Here is a 22,214-nt window from a genome sequence, read left to right on the forward strand (position 1 = left end):
CTTCGGCTCCCCGCTGGGTTTCCTCGTGCACGAGTTGGCGAGTACCCGCCAGTAGCTGGCCCAACATACTTCGCGCTCCCTCAGATTGTGACCATTCAACGAACTGCAGGCAGCGCGGCTTTACCCGATCTTGACCGAGTATTGAATTGTCCCGCCGAAGATAGCTGACATGAGTACGCTTTCACCGGTGGAACTGGGGGTTTTGGGACCTCTCCAGGTCCGGCAAGACGGAGCGTTCGTCGTCATACCGGGCGCGAAACCGCGCGCCATCCTCACGATGCTCGGACTGCACTGCGGGTCCGTCGTGCCCGCCGACACCCTGGTCGAGCTGCTCTGGGGCCAAGACCCGCCGCGCACCGCCGCCAAAGCCCTGCAGACCCACATCTCTTCCCTGCGTCGCACCCTCGGCGACGGATTTGTCTTGACCCAGGGGGCGGGCTGGGCCCTCGCCGAAAGCGAGGTCGACGCTTCGCGCTACAAATCGGCGGCTCGACTCGGACGCGATGCCGCCGCCGCCGGAGACACCAGCGAGGCGCTGGCCCGCTTCGAGGAGGCTCTTGCCCTGTGGCGCGGGGTCCCCGAACTGCCCGATGGCCGGCGCGGAACGTCCGAAAAGACGCGGTGGATCGAGGGCCACGCCGCGCTGGTCGAGGACCGCGCGGACGCGCTGCTGGCAACGGGCCGCGCCGCGGAGGTAATCGGTGATCTCGAGGCCGCGGTGGGCGAGGCCCCGTTGCGGGAGCGGCGATGGGGCCAGCTGATGCTCGCCCTGTACCGCGCCGGCCGGCAAGGTGAGGCCCTCGGCGCTTATCAACGGGCCCGATCGCTGCTTGCCGACGACCTGGGGGTCGATCCGGGTCCGGAACTTCGCCGGCTCGAGGCGGCGATCGTCGCACAGGACGCCTCGCTGGATGTCGCTGTGGCACAACACGCTTCGTCGGTGACGCGAGCCGTGACTTTTTTGCTCACGGACATCGAGGGGTCGACGGCCGCGTGGGAGGCCGACGCCGATGCCATGGCGGTCGCGCTCGCACGCCACGATGAGCTGGTCGAACAGGTCGTCACGTCACGGGGCGGTCGACTGATCAAGACGCGCGGCGAGGGCGACGCGACATTTTCGGTCTTCGACCGTCCTTCGGCGGGCGCCGCCGCGGCAATTGAGCTGCAGGACGCGATCACTCACGAGCCGTGGACATCGCGGAACCCCATCCGTGTCCGCATGGCGCTGCACACCGGCGAGGTCGAGCTGCGCGACGGCGACTACTTCGGTCGGGCCGTCAACCGCGTTGCGCGGTTGCGGTCCCTGGCCGAGGGGGGCCAAATCCTGTGCTCCGGTGCGACCGCCGAGCTCGTGATCGACTCGTTGGCCGACGATGTCATGCTGACCGACCTCGGGATGCGTCAGCTCAAAAACCTTGCTCGGCCCGAGCATGTTTTCGAGCTGCGGCTGGAAACCGATGTCGGGCAACCGGAATCGCAGGCGCCCGAAGCGGCCCCCTTGGAGCGTCCCGGCCTTCCCGCGGTACTTGTCGGCCCGGGGCCATTCGTCGGACGCGGCAGCGAACTCGACGGGCTGCTGTCGGCATGGCAGACCGCGCTGGCCGGCGGTGTCCGCACGGTGCTGATCGCCGGCGAGCCCGGTGTCGGCAAGACACGTCTGGCCGGCGAATGGTCCCAGCGGGCGTATCAGCTTGGAGCCGTCGTGCTGTACGGCCGTTGCGACGAGGACCTTGGCGCGCCCTATCAACCGTTCGCGGAAGCGTTGCGTTCGCTGGTGCCCTGCATGGGACCCGACCGGCTGAGAGGGCTGCGCGGCGTCGAGGCGTTGCTGTCACTCGTGCCCGGGCTGGCCGACGTCATGCCCGATCTCATTCGCCCCGCACACTCTGACCCCGACACGGAGCGCTACGCGCTTTTCGATGCCGTTGTCGCGCTGCTGGCAACCGCGTCGACGAGCGCGCCGGTCCTTCTTGTTCTCGACGACCTGCACTGGGCGGCCAAGCCGACGCTGCTGCTGCTGCGGCATTTGCTGCGCTTCGGCGACCACGCCCGCGTCCAGATCGTTGGTACCTACCGCAGCACCGACCTGGACCGCGCCCACCCTCTGGCGGCGATGCTCGCCGACCTGCACCGGGATGGCACGGCCAATCGGCTCAGCCTCGGCGGACTCGACGAGGACGACGTGACCACCTACGTCGCCGAGGCGGGCTACGACGACGAGGAACTCGCTCACGCGCTGGCCTCGGTCACGGGTGGCAACCCCTTCTTCCTCATCGAGGCCCTGCGCCATGTCGATGAGAGTGGCGGCGTGTGGGACCAGAGCACCCTGCCCCAGGGCGTGCGGGAAGCCGTGAGCCGCAGGCTTTCTCGGCTGCCGGGCGAGACCAACAAAGCCCTTGCTGCCGCCGCGGTGGTCGGCAGCCGTTTTGCGCTGGAGCTGGTCGAACAGGTAGTCGGTACCGACCTCGTCGACGCGTTCGACGAAGCGCGCCAAGCCGGCATCGTGATCGAAGAGCCGGGCGGGTTCTACCGGTTCAACCACGCCATCGTCCGGCAGTCTCTGCTGGCCGAGCTGGCGTCGGTGCGGCGCATGCGATTGCACCAGCGCATCGCCACCACGCTGGAGACGTTGCCCGGCGCCGAGGACGAGCTGCTGGCCGAACTGGCTCATCACTATTTCGAATGTGCTTGGGCGGGAAACGCGGCCAAGGCCGTCTTCTACTGCCGGCGCGCCGCCGACCAGGCGATGGCACGACTCGCCTACGAGGGTGCCGCCGACCTTTACCACCGTGCCCTGAACGCGTTGGAGGAGATCGACGACGAGCTGCCCGACCGCGACGATCAGGCCGTGGAACTATTGGTCGCGCGTTGCGAAGCTCTGTTGGCCGCGGGTGATGTGGCCTCCGCAGCCGGTGCGGTCTCTCAATTGCAAGCCGCGACAGTGGATTCGGCTCGGCTGGCGGCCTGGGCGACGTGCTTCGACGGACAGCTCACCATGCTGATTCACCCCGAGCGGCTCGACGAGGTCGAAGCCGCGTTAGGCGCCGCCGCCGCCAAACTTGCCGAACTGGACGACTCCGCCGGAGAAGCCAAGGCGCACACCGTGCGGGCCGGGTGCCTCGCCCGTCTAGGCCGTATCGGCGACTGCGAAGTCGCCCTGGACGACGCCCTGACCGCAGCGCGGCGGGCACGTGAACACCGCCGGGTGAATGCCGTTTTGGCGGGCGCGCCCCTGGCGGCGTTGTGGGGTCCGAATCCGGTTCCGCGCGCTGGCGGCCGGTGCCTGGATGTGGTGCGGCTGCTTCGGATCACGACCGACTCCCCCGCCGTCGAGGCCACCTCGACGCGATGCCAGGCCGTCCTCGAGGCGTTCCGCGGCCGCACCGCCGCGGCCCGGCGGATGATCGATTCGGCCCGGCGCACGGTCACCGAGCTGGGTCTGCGCCACGCACTGCTGGAAGTTGAGCAGTTCGCCGGCATCGTCGAACTCATCGGCAATGATCCCGTCGCAGCGGAGACGCATCTTCGTAAGGCCTACAACGGTTTTCGTCGTATGGGTCTGGACGCCGACACCGCAGAGACCGCCGCGCTATTGGGCCGCGCATGTCTTGCTCTTGACCGCGAGTCCGAGGCCGCCGAATTGTGCGCGGAAAGCGAGCGTCTGGCCGGCCACGCTCTGAAGGCCTCGATCGCGTGGCGCACGCTTCGGGCGCACCTGCTGGCCCGCGACAACGACTACGATGCGGCTCGCCATGTTGCCGAGGCCGCAGTGGCTTTGGCCGAGCGCACCGACGCCCTGGTCGATCACGGCGACGCATGCCTGACGCTGGCAACGGTTCTGGGCCGCGGCGGCGACGTCGTTGCGGCGCGAGCCGCCGCCGAGCAAGCGGTCGAGCTGTACGAGCGGAAAGGCGCTGCGGCGCTTGCGGACATGGCGCGGGCCGTTCTCGGTGAGAGAACACCACCGGCTACCCCGGCGTCTCCGGCTTCTCCGGCTGCGCCGGTTGTCGAGCTGGACAGCGAATGCGTGCGAGTGGGCGAACGGGTGATGGCCGCTGTTCATCGCGAGGACTGGGATGAGTTCGAGCGCTTGTTCGCACCCAACGTCTCAATCGAGAATCGCCGGAGGATCGTCGGTGTTCCGCTCTCATCGGACGCGGCGCGACGTGAGATGAGGCGCGATCTCGAGAGAGGCGCCACGCGTATCGACTATGTAATGATCGCCGCGCGAGGCGAGCGGCTGGCGCTCTCTCGATTGATTACGAGTTTTGTCGACGAGAGCCCTGGAGCGCCGCAGGACGAGCTCCTCCAGCTATACGCCATCGACGACAACGGTCAAGTCGTGCGGCAGGTGAGGTTCGACGTCGAAGACATGGACGCCGCGCTGGCCGAGCTCGACGCTGCCTATGCCTTACTCAAGGCAGAGCAGCCGCCTGCGCGGCGGCTCAAAAATGCGGCGACCCGGGTATACGAGCGCCTGCACGCGCATTTCGCGGCCCGGGACTGGGACGCGATAACCGAGCTCCTCACCGACGACTACCACGGTGACGATCGTCGTTCGGTGGTAGGCGCCGGGATCCGACGCGGCCCGGCTGCTGCGATTGAAGACTACCGGTCGGCCGCCGACATCGAGGTGACGGACGCGACGTCAGACGCCGTCGCAACCCGTGGAGGGCGCCTCGCCCTCACTCGTGCCCGCTACTCGCGAAGCGGCCCGGAACCAGACGCATTCCACGTCGATTTCCTGCAGATAGTCGAAATCGACACCGCCGAGCGAATTGCGGCGATGGTCGCGTTCGACCTCGACGACTTCGACGCCGCTATCGCCGAACTCGACCGCCGGTATCTCGTTGGCGAGGCCGCATCACACGCGCACACTTGGTCTGCCGTCGCGGGAACATTTGCGTCGATCAGGAAGCACGAATTCCCTAAGCTGACAAGCGATTGTGCGAGTATCGACCATCGCCGCGCTGCCGCCTTCGCGCGTGGGGAGTTAGGTGCGTACATCCGCGCCTGTTGGGACCTCGCCCAGACCATCAGACCCTACGTCGAGGTTGTGCACAGACTCAGTGATACGGGCGCAGTGTGCTCTTATGCGGCACACGGCGCCTCGAACGAGGGCTTCGGCGCCGAGCGGCGCGAGGTTGCCGTCGTGACAGTCCAAGGCGACATGGTCAACCGTTGTGAATTATTCGACGGGGCAGAGCTCGATGCCGCGATCGCACGGTTCGAACAGCTTGGCCGGCCGGCACTCCGGCCTGGACACACGGCTAGCCAAGTGGCCGAGCGCTTTCTGGCGCGGTTCGCGGCGCACGACTGGGAGGCGTTGGCGAACATGCTGGCCGAAGACTTCTCCACCGAGGATCGCCGTCGGGTGGTGGGCGTGGAAGCGCGACACGGTCGAGACGCCGAGATCGCCAGCATGCGCGTCGTTGCCGACCTTGGGGGTACCAACATGACGTCGACCGTCGTTGCGACGCGTGGCGCCCGCCTCATCCTCACCCGTCTGAGCTACGCGGATTGGGATCAAGCACCCGGTGCCTTCCGTACCGATGTTCTCGACGTCATTGAGATCGACTCGGACGAGCGGCTCCTGGCGCGAATCGTCTTCGATCCCGACGACTTCCACTCCGCCATCTCCGAACTCGACGCCCGATACGCAGCCGGCGAAGCAGCCCAGCACGCACGCACCTGGTCAGCCGTAGCACGAAGTTACAACGCGCTCAACCGACATGAGCCGCCGCTGACCTCGCCGGACTGCGTCAATGTCGACCATCGACATGAGACGGCATTCGGGCCTGGCGACGTGACCGCATACATCAACGCCGGTTGGGATGCTCAGCAGGACCTCACCATCTATGCCGAGCAAGTGCATCGGCTGAGCGACACCGGAGCAGTCATCACTTATGCGGCGCACGAGTTTTCGCAAGAGGGTTTGGACGCGGAGTGGCGCGGAATCGCGGTTTTCGCGGTCGACGAAGGCGTGATTCACCGGACCGAGGTCTTCGACGAGGCGGACATTGAGGCCGCGATCACGCGGTTCGAGGAGCTCGACCGACCGACGCCGCAGCTGGAAAACGCGGCCTCGCGCGTATTCAAGCATGTCTGGTCGCACTTCGCGGCTGGTGACTGGAACGCCATGGCTGAAACGGTGGCCGACGACTATGTCGGCATTGATCACCGGCGGGTCGTGGGTGCCGAGATCCAACATGGTCGGGACGACGTGATCAGAGACTTGCAGGCAGCCGCTGAAGTCGGGTTCACGATCTCGATGGTGAGCGCCATTGCGATCCGTGGAGAACGTCTCGTCCTCGCGCGGAGTCGCGCAGCCGGCCGCGATCCCGGCGCGGTCCAAAACGATGCCCTTAACATTGTCGAGGTCGACGCCGACGCCCGAATCGCGAGGGTCGTCTCGTACGACCTTGAAGACTTCGACGCAGCCATCGCCGAACTCGACGCCCAGTACCTCGCCGACGAAGCGGCAGCCTATTCGCGGCCGTGGTCGGTCATCACTCGAGCCATCTCTGCGCTCAACCAGCGCGAGATGCTTCCCACCACGGCAGATTGGGTCAACGTCGACCACAGGCGTGGACCGTCGTTCGCGCCTGGCGAATTGCACGCATTACTCACCTCGTGGAACCTCACGCACAGGTTGAGCAGCTTCATTGAGGCCGTCCATCGGTTGAACGGTCTCGGAGCGGTGGTCACCACCGTGTCGCATGAGACCTCACGAGAGGGTCTCGACGCCGAGTGGCGGGCCGTCAGTGTTCTCACAATCGCGGGCGACCTGATCGACCGCTCGGAGTTCTTCGACGAGTCTGGCCTCGATGCTGCGATCACGCGGTTCGAGCAGCTCACCCGACCGGTGCAGCAACCCGAAAACGCGGCAAGCCGTGCCAACAAACGCTTCCAGGCGTGGTTCGCAGCCCGCGACTGGGCTTCGCTCGCTGAAGGATTGGCACACAACGTTTTCCACGACGATCGCCGACGCGTGGTCGGTATGGGTCCACAGCACGGCCGCGAAGCCATGATCAGCGAGATGCGGGCGCTTGTCGCAATCGGCGTTGAGAAAGTCACCTCGGACGTCATCGCGACGCGCGGACAGCGAGTCGTCCTCAGTCGGGTCCGAACATTTGGCCGCGACCGACGGCCGGAAGCGTTCCACACCGATGCGCTAGAGGTAATCGAGATCGACTCCGCTGAAAAGATTGTGGCACGCGTGGTGTTCGACGCCGACGACGTCGACGCGGCGTTTGAGGAGATCGATGCGCGGTACGTCGCCGGCGAAGCAGCCGCTTACGCAGACACCTGGTCAGCGGTAGCCGGCGTGCACGCGATGTTCAACCGGCATGAGTATCCCCCCGAGGATTGGGCCACCGTCGACCACCGCCGAGGCACGCCGTTCACTACCGGCGACATGACTTCGGCCGTTCACACCCTCTTCGATCTCACTCCGGACTTCAAGGTTCACATCGAAGCTGCGCACGAAATCAACAGTCGTGGAGCGGTAATCACCAACTATGCGCATGGGTCCTCGCCGGATGGTCTGGGCGTCGAATGGCGCATGGTGATGCTTCAGCTCGTCGATAACGGTCGACTCACCCGTTGCGAAGTATTCGACGAGACAGACCCGGACGCCGCCATCGCGCGATTGAAGGAACTCAGCCGGCCGGTATCTCGGTTGGAGAACAGGGCGAGTCGTGCGGTTGAGCAGTTCCTGGCGCACTTTGCGGCGCGCGACTGGGATGCGATGGCCGACCTAGTAGATGAAGATTTTTGCTCGGACGACCGCCGTCGAGGCATAAACGCCGGAATCCGTCGCGGTCGGGAAGTCGAGATGGCGAATTGGCGGGCCACCGCCGAGGTTTGGATGACCGACGTGCGGGCGGTTGTCGTTGCTACTCGCGGAGAGCGGCTCGTGCTCTTGCGCTTCACGTTTGCAAGCCAAGATTCGTTGCCCGCGGCGTTCCAGGCTGCCGCAGTTTCGGTCGTACAGGTCAACGACGACGACCGATGCACGGCTACGGTCGTATTCGACCCCGAGGACATCGCCACTGCTTTCGCAGAACTCGACGCTCGGTACCTCGCCGGCGAAGCGGCCGCGCACGCGCTCACGTGGTCGACACTGCTGCGAGGTTTCGCCGCGTTCAACGAACACAAACTTCCTTCTACGACGCCAGACTGGGTAAATCTAGATCACCGACAAGGTCGAGCGTTTTCGCCGGGCGACCTGGTTCCGTACATCCATGCCACTTGGCAGGTGGCGCCGCAGGCCGCGATCTACGTCTCTGCGGTACATCGGCTGAGCGATCTCGGAGCCGTCGTCACCCAGTCGACGCATGGGACCTCGCCGGACGGCTTCGACGCCGAGTGGCTGGAGATCAACCTTCTGACTCTGGACGGTGACCTGATCAACCGCTGCGAGGTCTTCGACGAGTCAGACCTCGAGGCGGCGCTAACTCGCTTTGATGAATTGCAAGCGCGGGCGATGCAATTGGAAAACGCGGCAAGCCAAGCGTACGAGCGTATTTGTGAGTATGTGAGCGCCCGTGACTGGGACGCCCTCGCCGAGTTAACCGCCGAAAACATCTCCGTCGACGACCGTAGGCGAGTGGTGAATGCCGGGGTCATCAGCGGCCGGAAAGGCAATATCGAAAGCACGCGGGCGCTCGCAGAGGTCGGGTTCACCTTGAAGATGCTGGGCGTCATAGCGACTCGTGGCGCACGCCTCGCGCTGCTCCGTGTTCGGGTTTCGGGTCACGACCCCGAAGCGATTGCAAACGATGCATTGATCATCGTCGAGGTCGATTCCGACCGACGAGTCGCGAAGGACATCATCTTCGATCTCGAAGACGCCGACGCTGCGTTCGCCGAGCTCGACACTCGCTACCTTGCTGGCGAAGCGACAAATCACGCCGACACGTGGTCGGTGGTGATAGGCGCCAACGCCCAATTCAATCGCCACCAACTTCCCGCGACGACACCGGATCCGGTTTACATCGATCATCGACCTCTCGTATCGATCGACGACGTCGATCTGGCCAGATCCGTCGGTGCCATGTGGGACCTCACTTCGGATACCAACGCCTACATCGAAGCCGTGCACCAGCTGAGCGAACTCGGAGCCGTCATCACCCAAGTGCTGAAAATGCGATCGCAAGAGGGTTTCGACGCGGAATTGCGGTTGACCTACATGATTACGGTCGAGGGCGACCTGCTCAGCCACATCGAGGTCTTCGACGAGACAGACGTCGAGACAGCGCTGACGCGGTTTGACGAGCTAGACCGCCCGGCGAAGCGATTAGAGAATGCAGCAAGCCGCGCGGAACACCTACTGTTTGCGCACTCGGAGGCTGGCGAGTGGGGGGCCGTAGCCGAGATCCTGGCCGACAACACCTTCGTCGAGGACCGGCGCCGAGTGGTTAACGTCGGATTCTGGGGCGGTCGCGATGTCGTGATTGCAAACAGGCGAGCGTTAGAAGAGGGCCTCGCCCATGTAGCTCTGACGGTTATTGCCACCCGCGGCGAGCGCCTCGCCCTCATTCATGTCCGATCCTTTGACGCCGACTTGCGGCCGGGAGAGTTCGCCGTCGAGATGCTCGGAGTCGCCGAGACCGATTCCGAGGGTCGGATTGCGGCCCACGTCTTTTTCGACATCGACGATATCGATGCCGGGTTTGAGGAACTTGATGCGCGTTACCTCGCCGGCGAGGCGGCCGCGCACGCGCAGACATGGTCAGCGGTCACACGCAGCTATGCCGGAGTCAACCGGCACGAAATACTAGGCATCACGACGAATTCGGTGTTTATCGACCATCGAGCGGCCTTAACGAGCGAGCAGGAGGACCTGGGCGCATACGTTCCGGCCGTGTGGGACCTCATGCCGGACATCGGCGTCTACATCGAGGCTGTGCATCGGCTGAGCGACACAGGAGCGGTCATTACCCATGTTGCCCGCGGAGCCTCGCAAGACGGCTTCGAGGCCGAGTGGCGCACGATCAACGTTGGGACAGTCGAATGCGACCTGGTGAACCGCATCGAGGTATTCGACGAGTCAGATCTCGACGCCGCACTCGCCCGCTTCGACGAGCTCACCGGCGAAGAACAACCGAAGTGACTGCGCCACAACCTCAACCGCTCTACCTGCTGGCGGACAGCCAGCTGCTGTTCTGGAAGCGTCACGACCGACTGCTTCTCGAAGAAGCCCTCGACGGATTGGCGTCCGACAAGCTGCTGAGCGCGGCCTACATCGGCGCCTCCAACGGTGATCGCGCGGAGTTCTACGAAATCTTCGAAGCGGCAATGGATGCCGTGGGAATCACCGATCGCAGCATGGTCGCCTCGTCGTTCCGCCCGGACGACCGCGCCTTCCTCGAGCGTGCTCAGTTGATCGTCCTCGCGGGCGGCGATGTGCGCCTGGGCTGGAACACATTCGAGAGAACCGGCATGAAGGGCGTGATTCTGGACCGGCATGCCAAAGGGGCTGTCCTGGTGGGTGTTTCGGCCGGTGCGGTCCATCTCGGACGCTACGGAATCGTCGAGACAGGGACTGCCGAGGCGACGGAGTTGCTCGACATGTTCGATCTCGTCCCCCTCGTTATCGACGCGCACGATGAGCGAGCCGAGTGGAGGCGGCTGTCGCGGGCGATGAAGAGGCTTGACGGATCCGTCACCGGCCTCGGAATACCCGCCGGCGGTGGAGTCATCGCGCACCCGGATGGCACGATCGAGGCCGTGCGTCATCCCGCGCACAAATTGACCTTCGATGGCGTGGGCGTCACGCATTCGCTGGTGCCCGCCCCCACGTTCGGCCAGAATACGAAAACCCTTGACGGCTACCCAAACCGCCTGCAATCGTTCGGCCAGACAATGACGCACGCCTTCGACCCAGCCGGACCCGACGGCCACCCACGGATCGTGGCCGATTTGCTGCGACCCGATGCCTACGACCCGCCGGCCGACGACGTACGCCTCCACGAGACGCACAGCTCGTGGGTCCTGCTCGCCGGCCCCTATGCCTACAAACTGAAGAAGCCGGTGAACCTTGGCTTCCTCGACTTCACCACTATCGAGCGGCGCCGCGCCGACTGCGAAGAGGAGCTGCGACTCAATCGGCGGTTCAGCCCGCAGATGTATCTGGGAGTCGTCGAAGTCACCGAGCGGGATGGCCGTTACCGCATCGGCGGCGAACCCGGGTTGGGCGAACCGGCCGTGTGGATGCGGCGCCTGCCCGAAGAGGGCATGCTGCCGGCCAGGCTGGCGCGCGGCGACGTCGACATGCGGCTCGCGCGACGAATCGGCCGTACCCTGGCCAAGCTGCACAGCCGGGCCGAAACCGGCCCCGACATCGACGCGTACGGCACCCCTTCAAGCGTCATCGCGAACTGGCGGGAGAACTTCGACCAGATTGGCCCCTTCGTCGGTCGAACCATTTCGAGCGACGTCAACAAAGACATCCGAACCTACGTCGACCAGTTCGTGCAGGAACATGCGTCGTTGCTGAAGCGGCGCGTGGCCGACGGGCACGTACGGGACGGCCACGGCGACCTGCACGCCGCCAGCATCTGCATCGACGACGGCCAGATCCTACTGTTCGACAGCTTGCAGTTCGCACCACGCTATCGGTGCGCCGACGTGGCCTCGGAAGTGGCTTTTCTGGCAATGGATTTCGAGTACCACGGTCGCACGGACCTGGCATGGGGATTCGTCGATTCCTATGTGCGCGCCAGCGGCGACGACGGACTGGTCAGCCTGCTCGACTTCTATACCTGCTACCGGGCCTACGTGCGCGGCAAGGTCCGCAGCCTGCGTCTGGCACAAGCCGAACAGGCACCCGGTGGTGAGGCGCGTCAGCTCGTCACCGAATCGCGGGCGTATTTCGATTTGGCGTGGGCGCACGCGGGTGGCCTGCCCCCCGCGCCGATGGTGGTCACCATGGGACTGCCGGCAAGCGGCAAGACCACCCTGGCGCGCGCGCTCGCCGGCCGACTTGGGCTGGTGCACCTCTCGTCAGACGTGGCGCGCAAGAGAATGGCGGGCATTGAGCCCACCTTGCGCGGTAGCGATGAATTCGGCTCGGGGCTCTACGATCCGGCCATGACGCGGAGCACCTATGCCGCGCTGCGTCGCGACGCCGCGCGCTGGTTACGCCGCGGGCGCGGCGTAATTGTCGATGCGACGTTCGGCAATCCGCGCGAGCGGTCCCAGATGCAGCAACTGGCGCACCGGCTCGGAGCCGACCTCCACGTCGTGCTGTGCGAGGCGGACGACGCCACCCTGATCGCACGGCTCGAGCGGCGTGCCACCGAGCAAGGCGTTGTCTCGGATGCGCGGATCGAGCTGTGGCCCGAGCTGCGGGCCGCGTTCAAGCCTCCCGATGAGCTGCCGTCCCTCCTGCGGGTTGACGCGACGCGGGATATGGAGGAGACCGTCGAGCAGGCGCTGACACTGCTGCGTGCCGCATACCGCTGAGGGCCGTGGTCCGCCACCAAAATGATTTGCGCGCCTATGGTTTGGGCGATCCGGTCGGTCAGCGCTTGGGTGCGGCGCCTCGTCGCCGCGGCGTACGGTGCGCTTCCAGAACGTCGCCGTTGGCCAGGCTCTGCGCCTGAGCGGCCAGCGTCGATGCCCTGTTGGCATACGCAATGGCGTCGCTGTCGTTGCTCGTCTCCACGCCGCGCGCTGCTGCCAGGTGCCGTTTCGCGTCGTCGAGCCGCGCCTGGGCCTCGGAACCGATGTTGGAGCGATACCTGCCCACATAGTCGGAGATTTGACGCACTCGGGCCTCCGCGATGGACAACGCCTGCTGCACCGGATGATCTCCCCCGTCGATGCCCGGCTGTCCACCACTGCGGGCGGCGCGCCGGCGGCGGCGTGCGCGCAGCAGCAACAGAAGCAGTGCGACCAAAAGCACGACCACGACGACGCCGACCGCGATCAGCGGCCAGATCGGCTTCGACGAGCTTGCCGGCGTTGACGAGCCTGTCGATTTGTCCAACCCGTCGGCCGCGGCGACCGCGGCGCCGCCCCAATTCTTCGCGCCCAGCACCGGCTCAATCTGGTTGGTTTGCAAGCTGTTCTGCTCGGCCGGCGTCAGGCCCTGCACCTGTGGTGGCACATTGAACGCGTACAGCTTGGTGTTCGTGGCCACGGCCAGCAGCGCGTCGTGATCGCCCAACCCGCTGAGACTGCGGGTCCGGTCGGCCCAGTTGTCGGGTTTGAACCTGTTGAAGTTGTCGACGTAGACCACCCACAGTTGTATATGGCGGTCGCGGTTGAGCCGGTCGATGGCCGCGCTGACCGCTGCCCGGTCGGAGGCCGACAAAACCCCAGTGCTGTCAGTGATGTGATCGGTGAGCTTGGATGGCGGCTGCGCACCGGCGGGAGATGCCCACAGCAGACCCGCTGTGAGAATTGCCAGGACTACGCCGAAGAGGCGAAAAACCCGCATATGGGTAATCTAGCCGCCAATTCCTGCTGACGCGGGCTGGGTTCAGACCGGCAACCAACAAATCGCCGATCCGGGGTCGGCACCCCGGTGACCAGCACAATCCGCCCGGATCTGACGCCCCGCGTGGCGCGCACGCGTACTGGACACCCTATGGTTAAGCGCGTAACCTCTGTCGCGCGACGACAGCATTTCCCGGCGAGCGAAGGACCATGAGGAACATTGAGTAACACCATTGCGGTCTTCAACCCGTCCACCGAGGACCAGATCGCGGAGGTCCCCGATTCGGACCAGGCGACCGTCGACGCGGCGGTGGCCCGGGCACGCGAGACCTTCGAGTCGGGCGTGTGGCGCAAGGCCCCCGCGTCGCACCGCGCCAACGTCCTCTTCCGCGCCGCACGCATTATCGAGGAACGCACCGAGGAACTCGCCGCGCTCGAAGCCCAAGACAACGGCATGAACACGACGGCCGCGCGCCACATCATCCCGGTGTCGGTCGACATGCTGAAGTACTACGCCGGCTGGGTCGGCAAGATCCACGGCGAGTCGGCAAATCTCGTCTCCGACGGCCTGCTCGGCACCTGGGAGACCTACCACACCTTCACCCAGCTTGAACCGGTCGGCGTCGTCGGGCTCATCATCCCTTGGAATGGGCCGTTTTTCGTCGCGATGCTCAAGGTCGCGCCCGCACTCGCGGCCGGGTGCAGCGCCGTCCTCAAACCCGCCGAAGAGACGCCGCTGACCGCACTGAAATTGGAAGAGATCTTCCGCGAGGCGGGCCTGCCCGACGGCGTCCTGAACGTCATCACGGGCTACGGCGAGACGACGGGTGCCGCTCTCACCGCGCATCCGGACGTCGACAAGATCTCGTTCACCGGGTCGACGGAGGTCGGGCGGCTGATCGTAAAGGCGGCCGCGGGCAACCTCAAGCGGCTGACGCTCGAGCTCGGCGGTAAGTCGCCGCTGATCATGTTCGACGACGCCAACCTCGATAAGGCCATCATGGGGGCCGGCATGGGTCTGCTCGCCGGTTCAGGCCAGAACTGCTCGTGTACCTCGCGCATGTATGTCCAACGCGGCATCTACGACCGGGTGGTCGAGGGTCTCGCGGGGTTCGCGCAGATGCTGCCGATGGGCGGCAGCGACGACCCGGATTCGGTGCTGGGGCCGCTGATCAGCGAGAAGCAGCGCAAGCGCGTGGAGGGGATCGTGAACGAAGGCGTGGCCGGCGGCGCGCAGGTGATCACCGGCGGCAAGCCGATGGACCGCAAGGGCTATTTCTACGAGGCGACGATCGTCACCAACGCCACGCCGGACATGCGGCTCATCAAGGAGGAGATCTTCGGCCCGGTCGGCTGCGTGATCCCGTTCGACGACGAGGACGAGGTGATCGCCGCGGCGAACGACACACACTACGGGCTCGCCGGCTCGATTTGGACGGAGAACCTCAGCCGCGCCCATCGCATGGTGAATGAGCTTCGCGCGGGGCAGATTTGGGTGAACTCCTCACTCGCGGCCGACCCGTCGATGCCGATCAGCGGACACAAGCAGTCGGGGTGGGGCGGCGAGCGGGGCCGCAAGGGCATCGAGGCTTACTTCAACACCAAGGCCGTCTACATCGGCCTCTGATCGATTCGGCGCGCAGCCGATCGACGAAATGATCGGGCCGAGTAAAAGACTGGGCTATAGCTGCGTTCGCTGGCATGGTTGCGAGTTGTGCGGGTGTGGCTGAGTGGTTAGGCAGCGGCCTGCAAAGCCGTACACACGGGTTCAAATCCCGTCACTCGCTCCAAGGCAGACCGAGTGGAGCGCCGCTACGGATCGTCCGCGACGGCGCCGAGGTAGAACCATCGGCCGGCGCGGCGTTCGAAGCGGCTGCGCTCATGCAGGCTGCGAGCGCGGCCCGCGGACTCGTAGCGGGCCGTGAATTCCACTTCCCCGGCATCATCGCCCGGCCCGCCGGCCAGGGTGTCGATCACCTGTAAACCGGTCCAGACGATGTCCGGGTCGACGGTCACGTCGGCCGGACGGGTCCGAGGGTGCCACGTGCGGAACAGGTAGTCGGCGTCGCCGTAGGCGAATGCCGAGTACCGTGACCGCATCAATTCCTCGGCCGTCCGGGCCTGTAACTCGCCCTCGTGGAGAGGCCCGCAACAGGCGCGATAGCTTTTGTCGCCGCCGCAGGGGCACGGTTCGTTCATACCAAGAGCCTGGCAGAGCGTTACGGTGACGCGGCGTCCTGCAGCACCTGCTGCAGCTTGTCGAGCGGATCGCCTCCTGCGGGATCGAGCCGACGGGGTGGGATCTCACGGCCGTCGGGCGCGACGGTGGCGACCGGCGGCGGTACGGGCGGCGGCTCCGGTGGAGGTGGTGGCGGGGGCGGTGGCGTTGCCGGGGGCGGAGCGTTGAGCGCAGTCCTCTTGGCCGCCAATCGGTTTGCGGCGCCGTCTCGGACGGCGTGCCGCTGTGGGTCCGGGTCGGTGTTGCCGACGAAGCATGCTTGCGGTGCGGCGTCGACGACGGCCAGCGCGCTCGCGTAGCGCTCGTCGGCGCGTGCACCGTCCCCTGCCGCCGCGGCCCGATCGCCCTGGGTTTCGCGGACGAGTTCGAGGTTGACGCGCACCGGGCACGAGCCCGCCGCGTCGGTTCGGGCTAGTGCGTCGGCGAAGTGGGCGTCGGCATCCTCGAGCCGGCCGTCGAGCACGGCGGCTGCGCCCGCGGCGAACGGCGCCCTCGCCGGTTCCACCACGTTGGCGAAGCCGAGGATCGCCGCGTCAGCCGCCACCGCGTCTCCGTCGCGGCCCCCGAAGGCGTCGGCCGCCGAATTGCCGACCAGCACAACCGAAAACAGCTTGATTGCGACCAGCAGCGCGATGGCGACCAAGGGAGCCGAGTAGACGAGGAGACGCCGTCGCAACTGCAATCGAGCCGGTCTGCGCGTCATGATGCCAGGTCCCGTCGGGCAATGCGGCCACGCCGGAATTCTCGGACCGACAGGTAGATTTCGGCGAGCAGCAGCCCCGCCGCGAGCAGCGCGGGCAGCCAATACAGCTCGGTCCGGTCGGCGATATTCCTTCCGCTACCCGGCGCGTCGGGCAGTCCAACCTGGAAGGGCTGACCGAGCTGGCGGTGTAGGTACGGGACGTCGAGTTGTGCTGCGATTCTGTGCAATTCGGCTTCATCGATGGCGTCGCCGCTGCCGTAACCGAGCACCGCTCCCCCGGCCACCGTGCCCCGCATCAAGTTGAAGTCGCCCTGGGGCGCGCGCGATCCCGGCGCACCGGAGCCGAAGTAGAGCACCACGTTCCGCGAACCCGGGTATTGCTGCGTCGCCTCGATCAGCTGGTATCGCAGCACGTTGTCCGCCGCGCCTGCGTTCGCGTCAGAAGCCGGGTTTTGCGAGCCGAGCGCGGCGACGGTTGGTCGCAGGCTCCAAACATCCTCAGACAGCGGCCAATCCAGGGAGGCTTTCGAGGCGAAGCCGATGAGCGCGTATCGTGCCGCCGGGTATTGCTTGATCAGCGCCGCGATGTCGTCGCGCATGCCCGCGATCCGCGGTTCGCCGTAGTCCTCGGCGTTTACGTCTGCCGAACGGTCGACCACCAGGAACACGTTGAGATTGGCGCCGGCGGCCGCCGTTGCGCCCTGACCGTTTCCGTGGTCCACAAGCGCCGGGCGGGTGGTCGCCGCGATGAGCAGCAGGACCGCCAACGTCACGCCATTCCAGCGCAGTACCGCGCGACCCCGCCGGTGTCCCGCCGAGAGCAGCACCTGGCGCAGCGCCACCACGCGCGCCAGCAACAGCGCGCCGGCCACGACCGCAAGGATCGGCCAGGGCAGTACGGGTTGAAACGTCATCGGCGCAGCACCAAGAGAGCCACCGACAGCACGGCCGCCGACAGTAAGGCGATCACCAGCGGTGCCACCGGCGCGTCGCGGAAGTCCGCGGTCACGACGGTACCGTCGGCACGGCGCGAAGGTGGGGCGTGCGCGCGAATCTCGTTGAGCGCTGCGGTCACCGATTTGGCTCCGGGGGCGACGTACCGACCACCGGTCTGCTTGGCGAGCGTGACCAACGCAGCGCTCGCGGGTGAGGCGGCAATGTCAATCACATTGACTTGGGCCCCGACCCGCTCGACCAAAGCCCGGACGCTGCCATCGGTGAACAATGCGGGACGCTGCTCCCCCGCGGCTCGCAGGTCCGACGGTCCAAGATAGATCACCGAGCGTCGGTGCGTCGAACGCTGCTCGGCGGGAGGAAAGCCTGAGAGGCACAACGCGAGAACGTCATTCACGCTTGTGGCGTAGTCGGTATACGGCACCGCAGGGGCGAACGACGCCGAAGCCGCCTCGCGGGCGCCGGTATAGTCGCCGAACCGGCCTGCGGCGTACTGATGGTCGCGCGTCAGCGGCACCAGGCGGCGGTTGGCCGATGTCAGGCCGATGCGTTGCGCCTGAGGGGAATTCGTGGTCTGGCGCGCAAAGTAGTCGAGCAGTTCCGCCGTCGACGCATCGGCAACCGGCTGCCCGACGCACAACATGATGTCCTCGGGGTGCGCGGCGTCGAAATCGTTGGCCGCCACCCTCGGACGGGCCGCCGCCCATGTCGCGGCGCCGAACATGACCGTCAGCACCACCAACGTCACAATCGTCGACAGCGAACGCAGCCGGGCCACTTTCGCGTACTCGGGCAACCGGGTCAGTCGCGCGACGTTGGCCAGCGGGCGCAGCTTCCGGCGAGTAGCGGTCATCGACAGCAACGCCGCCAGCGCGACAACTGCGACGAAGCAGGCCAATCCGAAGAGCGCGACCGGCCACCACATCAGGTCCACGAGCGGATCAACTCCTGCGCCCGGGCACTCACGTCGTCGACGTCGACCTGGGTCTCCGCGTTGAACTGCCCGTCGCCGAGCCGGGCGATCAGCGGCGCGGCCGCGGCCAGGTCTCCGTCGGCCATGACGGCGACCTGCAGATACTGCGCCCGCGTGCCGGTCGCTTGATGCAGGAAACTGCGCAGCGTCCGGCTGATCGCCATGCACGCCGCCGGAGCCGACATCCGCCCGGCGGTGTGCTCGTCGGCGATACCCTGCACGCGACGGGCGAACCGGTTGCGGATCAGCCAGGCATGCACTCGTCGCGCAACCGGGATGCGCCGCAACCGATCCGACGGCAGCGTCCACACGAAAACACCCGCATACCAACCGAACACAGCAAGGACCAGGAGCACGGCCAGCCACAGCCACCCCGCCGAGTACGGCTGGGGACCGAACACATGGCGCAGCAGGTCATCCGGCACGGGCGGCCACCTCGGTCAGGCGGACGAGCTCGCGCCGAATGTCCTTGCTGCCGGCGAGAGTCGCGTACGGGATGGCATGGGCGGTCAGGAACGCATCGAGGCGGTTGCGACGCGTCTGCTCGGCGCGGCGGTACGCGGTGACCACACGGGGCCCGAGATCGGCTCCGTTCAGGACGAAGCGACCGGTGGCGACGTCGTAACCGTCGGTGTTATCGGGACCCACCGCGGGCATGTCCGACACCATCGCCCACATAATGTCGTGGCGACCGGTCAGTCTGGTGAGCACTTCGCTGAGCCGGTCATCGACCTCCGGTTCATCGGAGATGACCATGATCAGCATGGTGTGTCGGTAATGCGTTGCGACGTAGTCGAGTTGAGCAGTCACGTCGCTGCGGCCGGGGCCGCTCGCGGTGTGTTGGTACCAGCGGTGCAGCAGTCCCTCGATGTGCGACTCGCCGCGCCGCTGCGGGATGTTCACGCAGCCGCGGCGGTCGCCGTAGACCATGCCGATCTGATCGGACCGACGCAGGCCGATCAACCCCACCGCGCCCATGATGTGCGCGGCGACGTCGCGTTTGCACTCACCGCTCGGGGCGAGCGCCGACATGTTGCGACCGGCGTCGGCGACGAGCAGGATCTTGTGGTGCTTTTCGGACACGAACCGTTTGATGAGCACGCCGCCCGAGCGTGCGGAAGCCTTCCAGTCGATATCCCGGACGTCGTCGCCGGGAACGTACGGGCGCAGATCGTCGAATTCCATGCTGCGCGTATGCAATAGCGCATAGCGGCCGCCTTCGAGCAGGCCGCGGGTGTCGGTGCCGAAGTGCGCCTTGGCCCGGTTGAGGTGCTTACCCACGATGACCTCAGGGCACGCGAACGGCCCGCAGCGCGGCGTCGACCACGACCTCGGGAGTGATGTCGGCGCTTGCCGCCTCGAAACCGAGGATTAGCCGGTGCCGCAGCACCCGGTGCGCGAGCTTCGCGATGTCCTCGGGAAGCACGTGCGCGCGCCCGGCCAGCACCGCCCGCGCCCGTGCCGCCTTGCAGAACGCGATCGTGGCTCGTGGGCTGGCACCGTACTCGACCAGGCGCGCGATCTGCTTGGGCAGCGCCTGCCCGGGGTGACGGGTCACGTCGACCAGTTGGCTGGCATAGAGCATCAGCGCGCGGTCCATGTGGACGTGACGCACCACCTCCTGCAGGCGCAACACGTCGTCGAGGCTGACCACCGGCGCCGTCTGCTGCCCCCTGTCGTAGATGCCGGCGTCGATCCGCGACATGACTTCCACTTCCTCCTGCGGGGAGGGGTAGCGCACGATCTCCTTGAGCAGGAAACGGTCGGTCTGCGCCTCGGAGAGCGGATATGTGCCTTCCTGGTCGACGGGGTTCTGGGTGGCGATGACCAGAAACGGATCCGCAAGGGGGTGGACCTGTCCGGCGATCGTGGTCTGCCGCTCCTCCATCGCCTCGAGCATCGCGCTCTGCGTCTTGGCGCTGGACCGGTTGATTTCGTCGAGCAGCACGATGTTGGCGTGCACCGGACCCAGTTGGGTGACGAAGGAGCTGGTCGCCGAGTCGTAGATCTGGGTGCCGATGATGTCGCTGGGCAGCAGGTCGGGGGTGCACTGAATGCGTTGGAAGCGGCCATGAATCGACTCGGCGAGTACCTTGGCGGCGGTGGTCTTGGCCAGGCCGGGCATGCTTTCGAGCAGGACGTGGCCGCCCGCGAGCAGACCGATCAGCAGCGACTCCCGAAGGTCACGCTGCCCGACGATCTTGGCGGCGAACGCCTGGGAGATGGCGTCGACGATCCGTTGGACGCCGTCGAGTTCGCGCTGATCCGGTTGTGTCCGTGCTGTAGACATACGCCCGCTGGGATACCCAGGCGCCGATTTTCCACACTTCGGGCGGATGTGACACGGCGCGCATCGCCAGCGTGTCCGCGAGACGCCGGACCACCTGCTACGGCTGGTTCCCTCGCGGAGGCCGCTTGTTCTTGCCTTCGGCCTCAAGCCGCAGCCGGATTGCCTTCGCCCGTGCCTCGGCGGCCCGAGCTTGCGCTTCGGCGGCTTCTGCTCCCGCCCAAACCTCGGCGGCCCGAGCGCGAGTTTCGGCGGCTTCCGCGCGGGCGCGCGCCTCGGCGGCGAGGGCCTCGGCTTCGGCGGCTTCCGCGCGTGCCCGCTCCCGCGCCCTTGCCTCGGCGGCCAGGGCCTGGGTTTCGGCGGCTTCGGCACTCGCCAGCGCCTCGGCCACCAGCGCTTCTGCTTCGGCGGCCTTTGCCCGTTTCCGAGCTTCGGCCGCAACGGCCTCGATTTCGGCAGCTTCTGCCCGCTTCCTCGCTGCGGCGGCCAAGGCTTGCGCTTCGGCGGCTTCCGCCTGCTTCCGCGCCTCAATGGCCAACACCTCGGCTTCGGCAGCCTTTGCGCGTGCCCGTTCCCGTTCCCGCGCCTCGGCGATCAGGGCTTGAGTTTCGGTGGCTTCTGCCTGCGCCCGCGCCTCGGCAGCCAAAGCTTCGGGTTGGGCGGCTTTTGCCCGTTTTCGGGCTTCGGCGGCCACGGCGTGCGCTTCGGCGGCTTTGGCCTGCTTCCGGGCTTCGGCGGCCCGGGCGTGCGCTTCGGCGGCTTCTGCCCGCTTGTGCGCCTCGGCGGCCTGCGCTTCGGCGGCCGCGGCTTCCGCGCGCGCCCGCTCTCGCGCCCGCGCCTCCGCGGCCAGCGCTTCCGCCGCGGCGACCTCGGCCTGCGCCTGCGCCTCGGCGGCCACCGCTTCGGGCTCGGCGGCCAGCGCTTCGGCCGCGGCGGCTTCGTCCCGCGCCCGCGCCTCGGCGGCCAGCGCTTCGGCTTCCGCAGCCAGCGCTTCCGCTTCCGCCGCCAGGGCTTCGGCCGCGGCCGCGTCTGCCCGCGCCCGCGCTGCGGCGGCCACCGCTTCGGCTTCAGCGGCCAGCGCCTGGGCGGCGGCGGCTTCTGCCTGCGCCCCCGCGTCAGCGTCCGGCTTGAGTCGCGGCGGCTTCTGCTGGGACGGCGGCTTCTGCTGGGACGGCGGCCTGGGCTGATTGACGAGCGGCTGACGGTTCCGCATCGGGGCGCCGGCCGCGGCCCGCGCCTTCTGCTCAGCCTCTCTGTAGGGGCCCGCAAGGAAATCGGTCAATACCAAGACCACGCCGACCAGCAGTACCAGCGGCAGGGCCAAGGATGGGCGAGTGACCATTCCCCAGATCCCGGCGACTGTCAGCGGTGCCGCGAGCAACACTGCGGCCCCCGGATACCGACCACCTAGGTCGAGGATCGCTGCAGGCACCGCGGACGCGCGAGCGGCCAACGGGAGCCGATCCGGCCGACTTACGACGACTCTCTGAGACCCCACGATCCCGCTCCTTCACGGAGATGCTGGCACATAAGAGTACTGCGCAATCGGCCGTTGCGGTGGATCAAATGTTCGTGTCTGAGTAGCAATATCGCCGCGATACCGTAGCCG

Annotated in this window: 12 protein-coding genes and 1 tRNA gene; 4 read left to right on the top strand and 9 right to left on the bottom strand. The window is 66.7% G+C overall.

Annotation, left to right across the window (positions count from 1 at the left end):
- Window positions 1-187: 187 nt before the first annotated feature.
- Together ACZYVJ_RS05125 and ACZYVJ_RS05130 are read left to right on the top strand one after the other, a co-directional pair.
- Window positions 188-10,117, top strand: coding sequence for a BTAD domain-containing putative transcriptional regulator (locus ACZYVJ_RS05125; RefSeq protein ID WP_463830043.1), 9,930 nt, complete (start codon window positions 188-190; stop codon window positions 10,115-10,117).
- A complete protein-coding gene (locus ACZYVJ_RS05130; protein ID WP_463830044.1) occupies window positions 10,114-12,471 on the top strand; it encodes an AAA family ATPase in 2,358 nt (785 codons plus the stop codon). The genes ACZYVJ_RS05125 and ACZYVJ_RS05130 overlap by 4 nt, the downstream gene beginning before the upstream one ends.
- A gap of 58 nt (window positions 12,472-12,529) precedes the next feature.
- Here the strand turns inward: ACZYVJ_RS05130 and ACZYVJ_RS05135 are convergent, their stop codons facing one another.
- On the bottom strand, window positions 12,530-13,450 hold the full coding sequence (locus ACZYVJ_RS05135; protein WP_463830045.1) for a TPM domain-containing protein: 921 nt from the start codon (window positions 13,448-13,450) through the stop codon (window positions 12,530-12,532).
- A gap of 219 nt (window positions 13,451-13,669) precedes the next feature.
- On the opposite strand from ACZYVJ_RS05135, the gene ACZYVJ_RS05140 reads away from it, so the two are divergent.
- Window positions 13,670-15,076, top strand: coding sequence for an aldehyde dehydrogenase family protein (locus ACZYVJ_RS05140; protein ID WP_463830046.1), 1,407 nt, complete (start codon window positions 13,670-13,672; stop codon window positions 15,074-15,076).
- Between the two features lie 89 nt (window positions 15,077-15,165).
- Window positions 15,166-15,239: transfer RNA gene (locus ACZYVJ_RS05145), tRNA-Cys, on the top strand.
- 22 nt (window positions 15,240-15,261) lie between these two features.
- Here the strand turns inward: ACZYVJ_RS05145 and ACZYVJ_RS05150 are convergent.
- The 8 genes from ACZYVJ_RS05150 to ACZYVJ_RS05185 all read right to left on the bottom strand — a co-directional run bounded on the left by ACZYVJ_RS05150 (window position 15,262) and on the right by ACZYVJ_RS05185 (window position 21,929).
- Entirely contained in the window at window positions 15,262-15,648 is a 387-nt protein-coding gene (locus tag ACZYVJ_RS05150; RefSeq protein WP_463830047.1) for a YchJ family protein, read from the bottom strand.
- A 20-nt stretch (window positions 15,649-15,668) separates the two neighbouring features.
- Window positions 15,669-16,391 carry a hypothetical protein gene (locus tag ACZYVJ_RS05155; RefSeq protein WP_463830048.1) on the bottom strand — a complete coding sequence of 241 codons (723 nt, stop codon included), beginning with the start codon at window positions 16,389-16,391 and terminating at the stop codon, window positions 15,669-15,671.
- Complete coding sequence (locus ACZYVJ_RS05160; protein WP_463830049.1) at window positions 16,388-17,263, bottom strand: VWA domain-containing protein; 876 nt, start codon at window positions 17,261-17,263, stop codon at window positions 16,388-16,390. Before ACZYVJ_RS05160 ends, ACZYVJ_RS05155 begins: the two co-directional genes overlap by 4 nt.
- 38 nt (window positions 17,264-17,301) lie before the next feature.
- On the bottom strand, window positions 17,302-18,270 hold the full coding sequence (locus ACZYVJ_RS05165) for a hypothetical protein (protein ID WP_463832844.1): 969 nt from the start codon (window positions 18,268-18,270) through the stop codon (window positions 17,302-17,304).
- Complete coding sequence (locus ACZYVJ_RS05170; RefSeq protein ID WP_463830050.1) at window positions 18,270-18,743, bottom strand: hypothetical protein; 474 nt, start codon at window positions 18,741-18,743, stop codon at window positions 18,270-18,272. The genes ACZYVJ_RS05165 and ACZYVJ_RS05170 overlap by 1 nt, the downstream gene beginning before the upstream one ends.
- Entirely contained in the window at window positions 18,733-19,599 is an 867-nt protein-coding gene (locus ACZYVJ_RS05175) for a DUF58 domain-containing protein (protein ID WP_463830051.1), read from the bottom strand. Before ACZYVJ_RS05175 ends, ACZYVJ_RS05170 begins: the two co-directional genes overlap by 11 nt.
- Window positions 19,600-19,606: 7 nt before the next feature.
- The gene (locus ACZYVJ_RS05180) at window positions 19,607-20,608 is read right to left on the bottom strand and encodes an AAA family ATPase (protein ID WP_463830052.1); all 1,002 of its coding nucleotides are present in this window, start codon (window positions 20,606-20,608) and stop codon (window positions 19,607-19,609) included.
- Between the two features lie 97 nt (window positions 20,609-20,705).
- Window positions 20,706-21,929: a hypothetical protein gene (locus tag ACZYVJ_RS05185; protein WP_463830053.1), complete on the bottom strand. Its 1,224-nt coding sequence runs from the start codon at window positions 21,927-21,929 to the stop codon at window positions 20,706-20,708.
- Between the last annotated feature and the right edge of the window lie 285 nt (window positions 21,930-22,214).

It is taken from the genome of Mycobacterium sp. IDUB_3 (assembly GCF_055419585.1).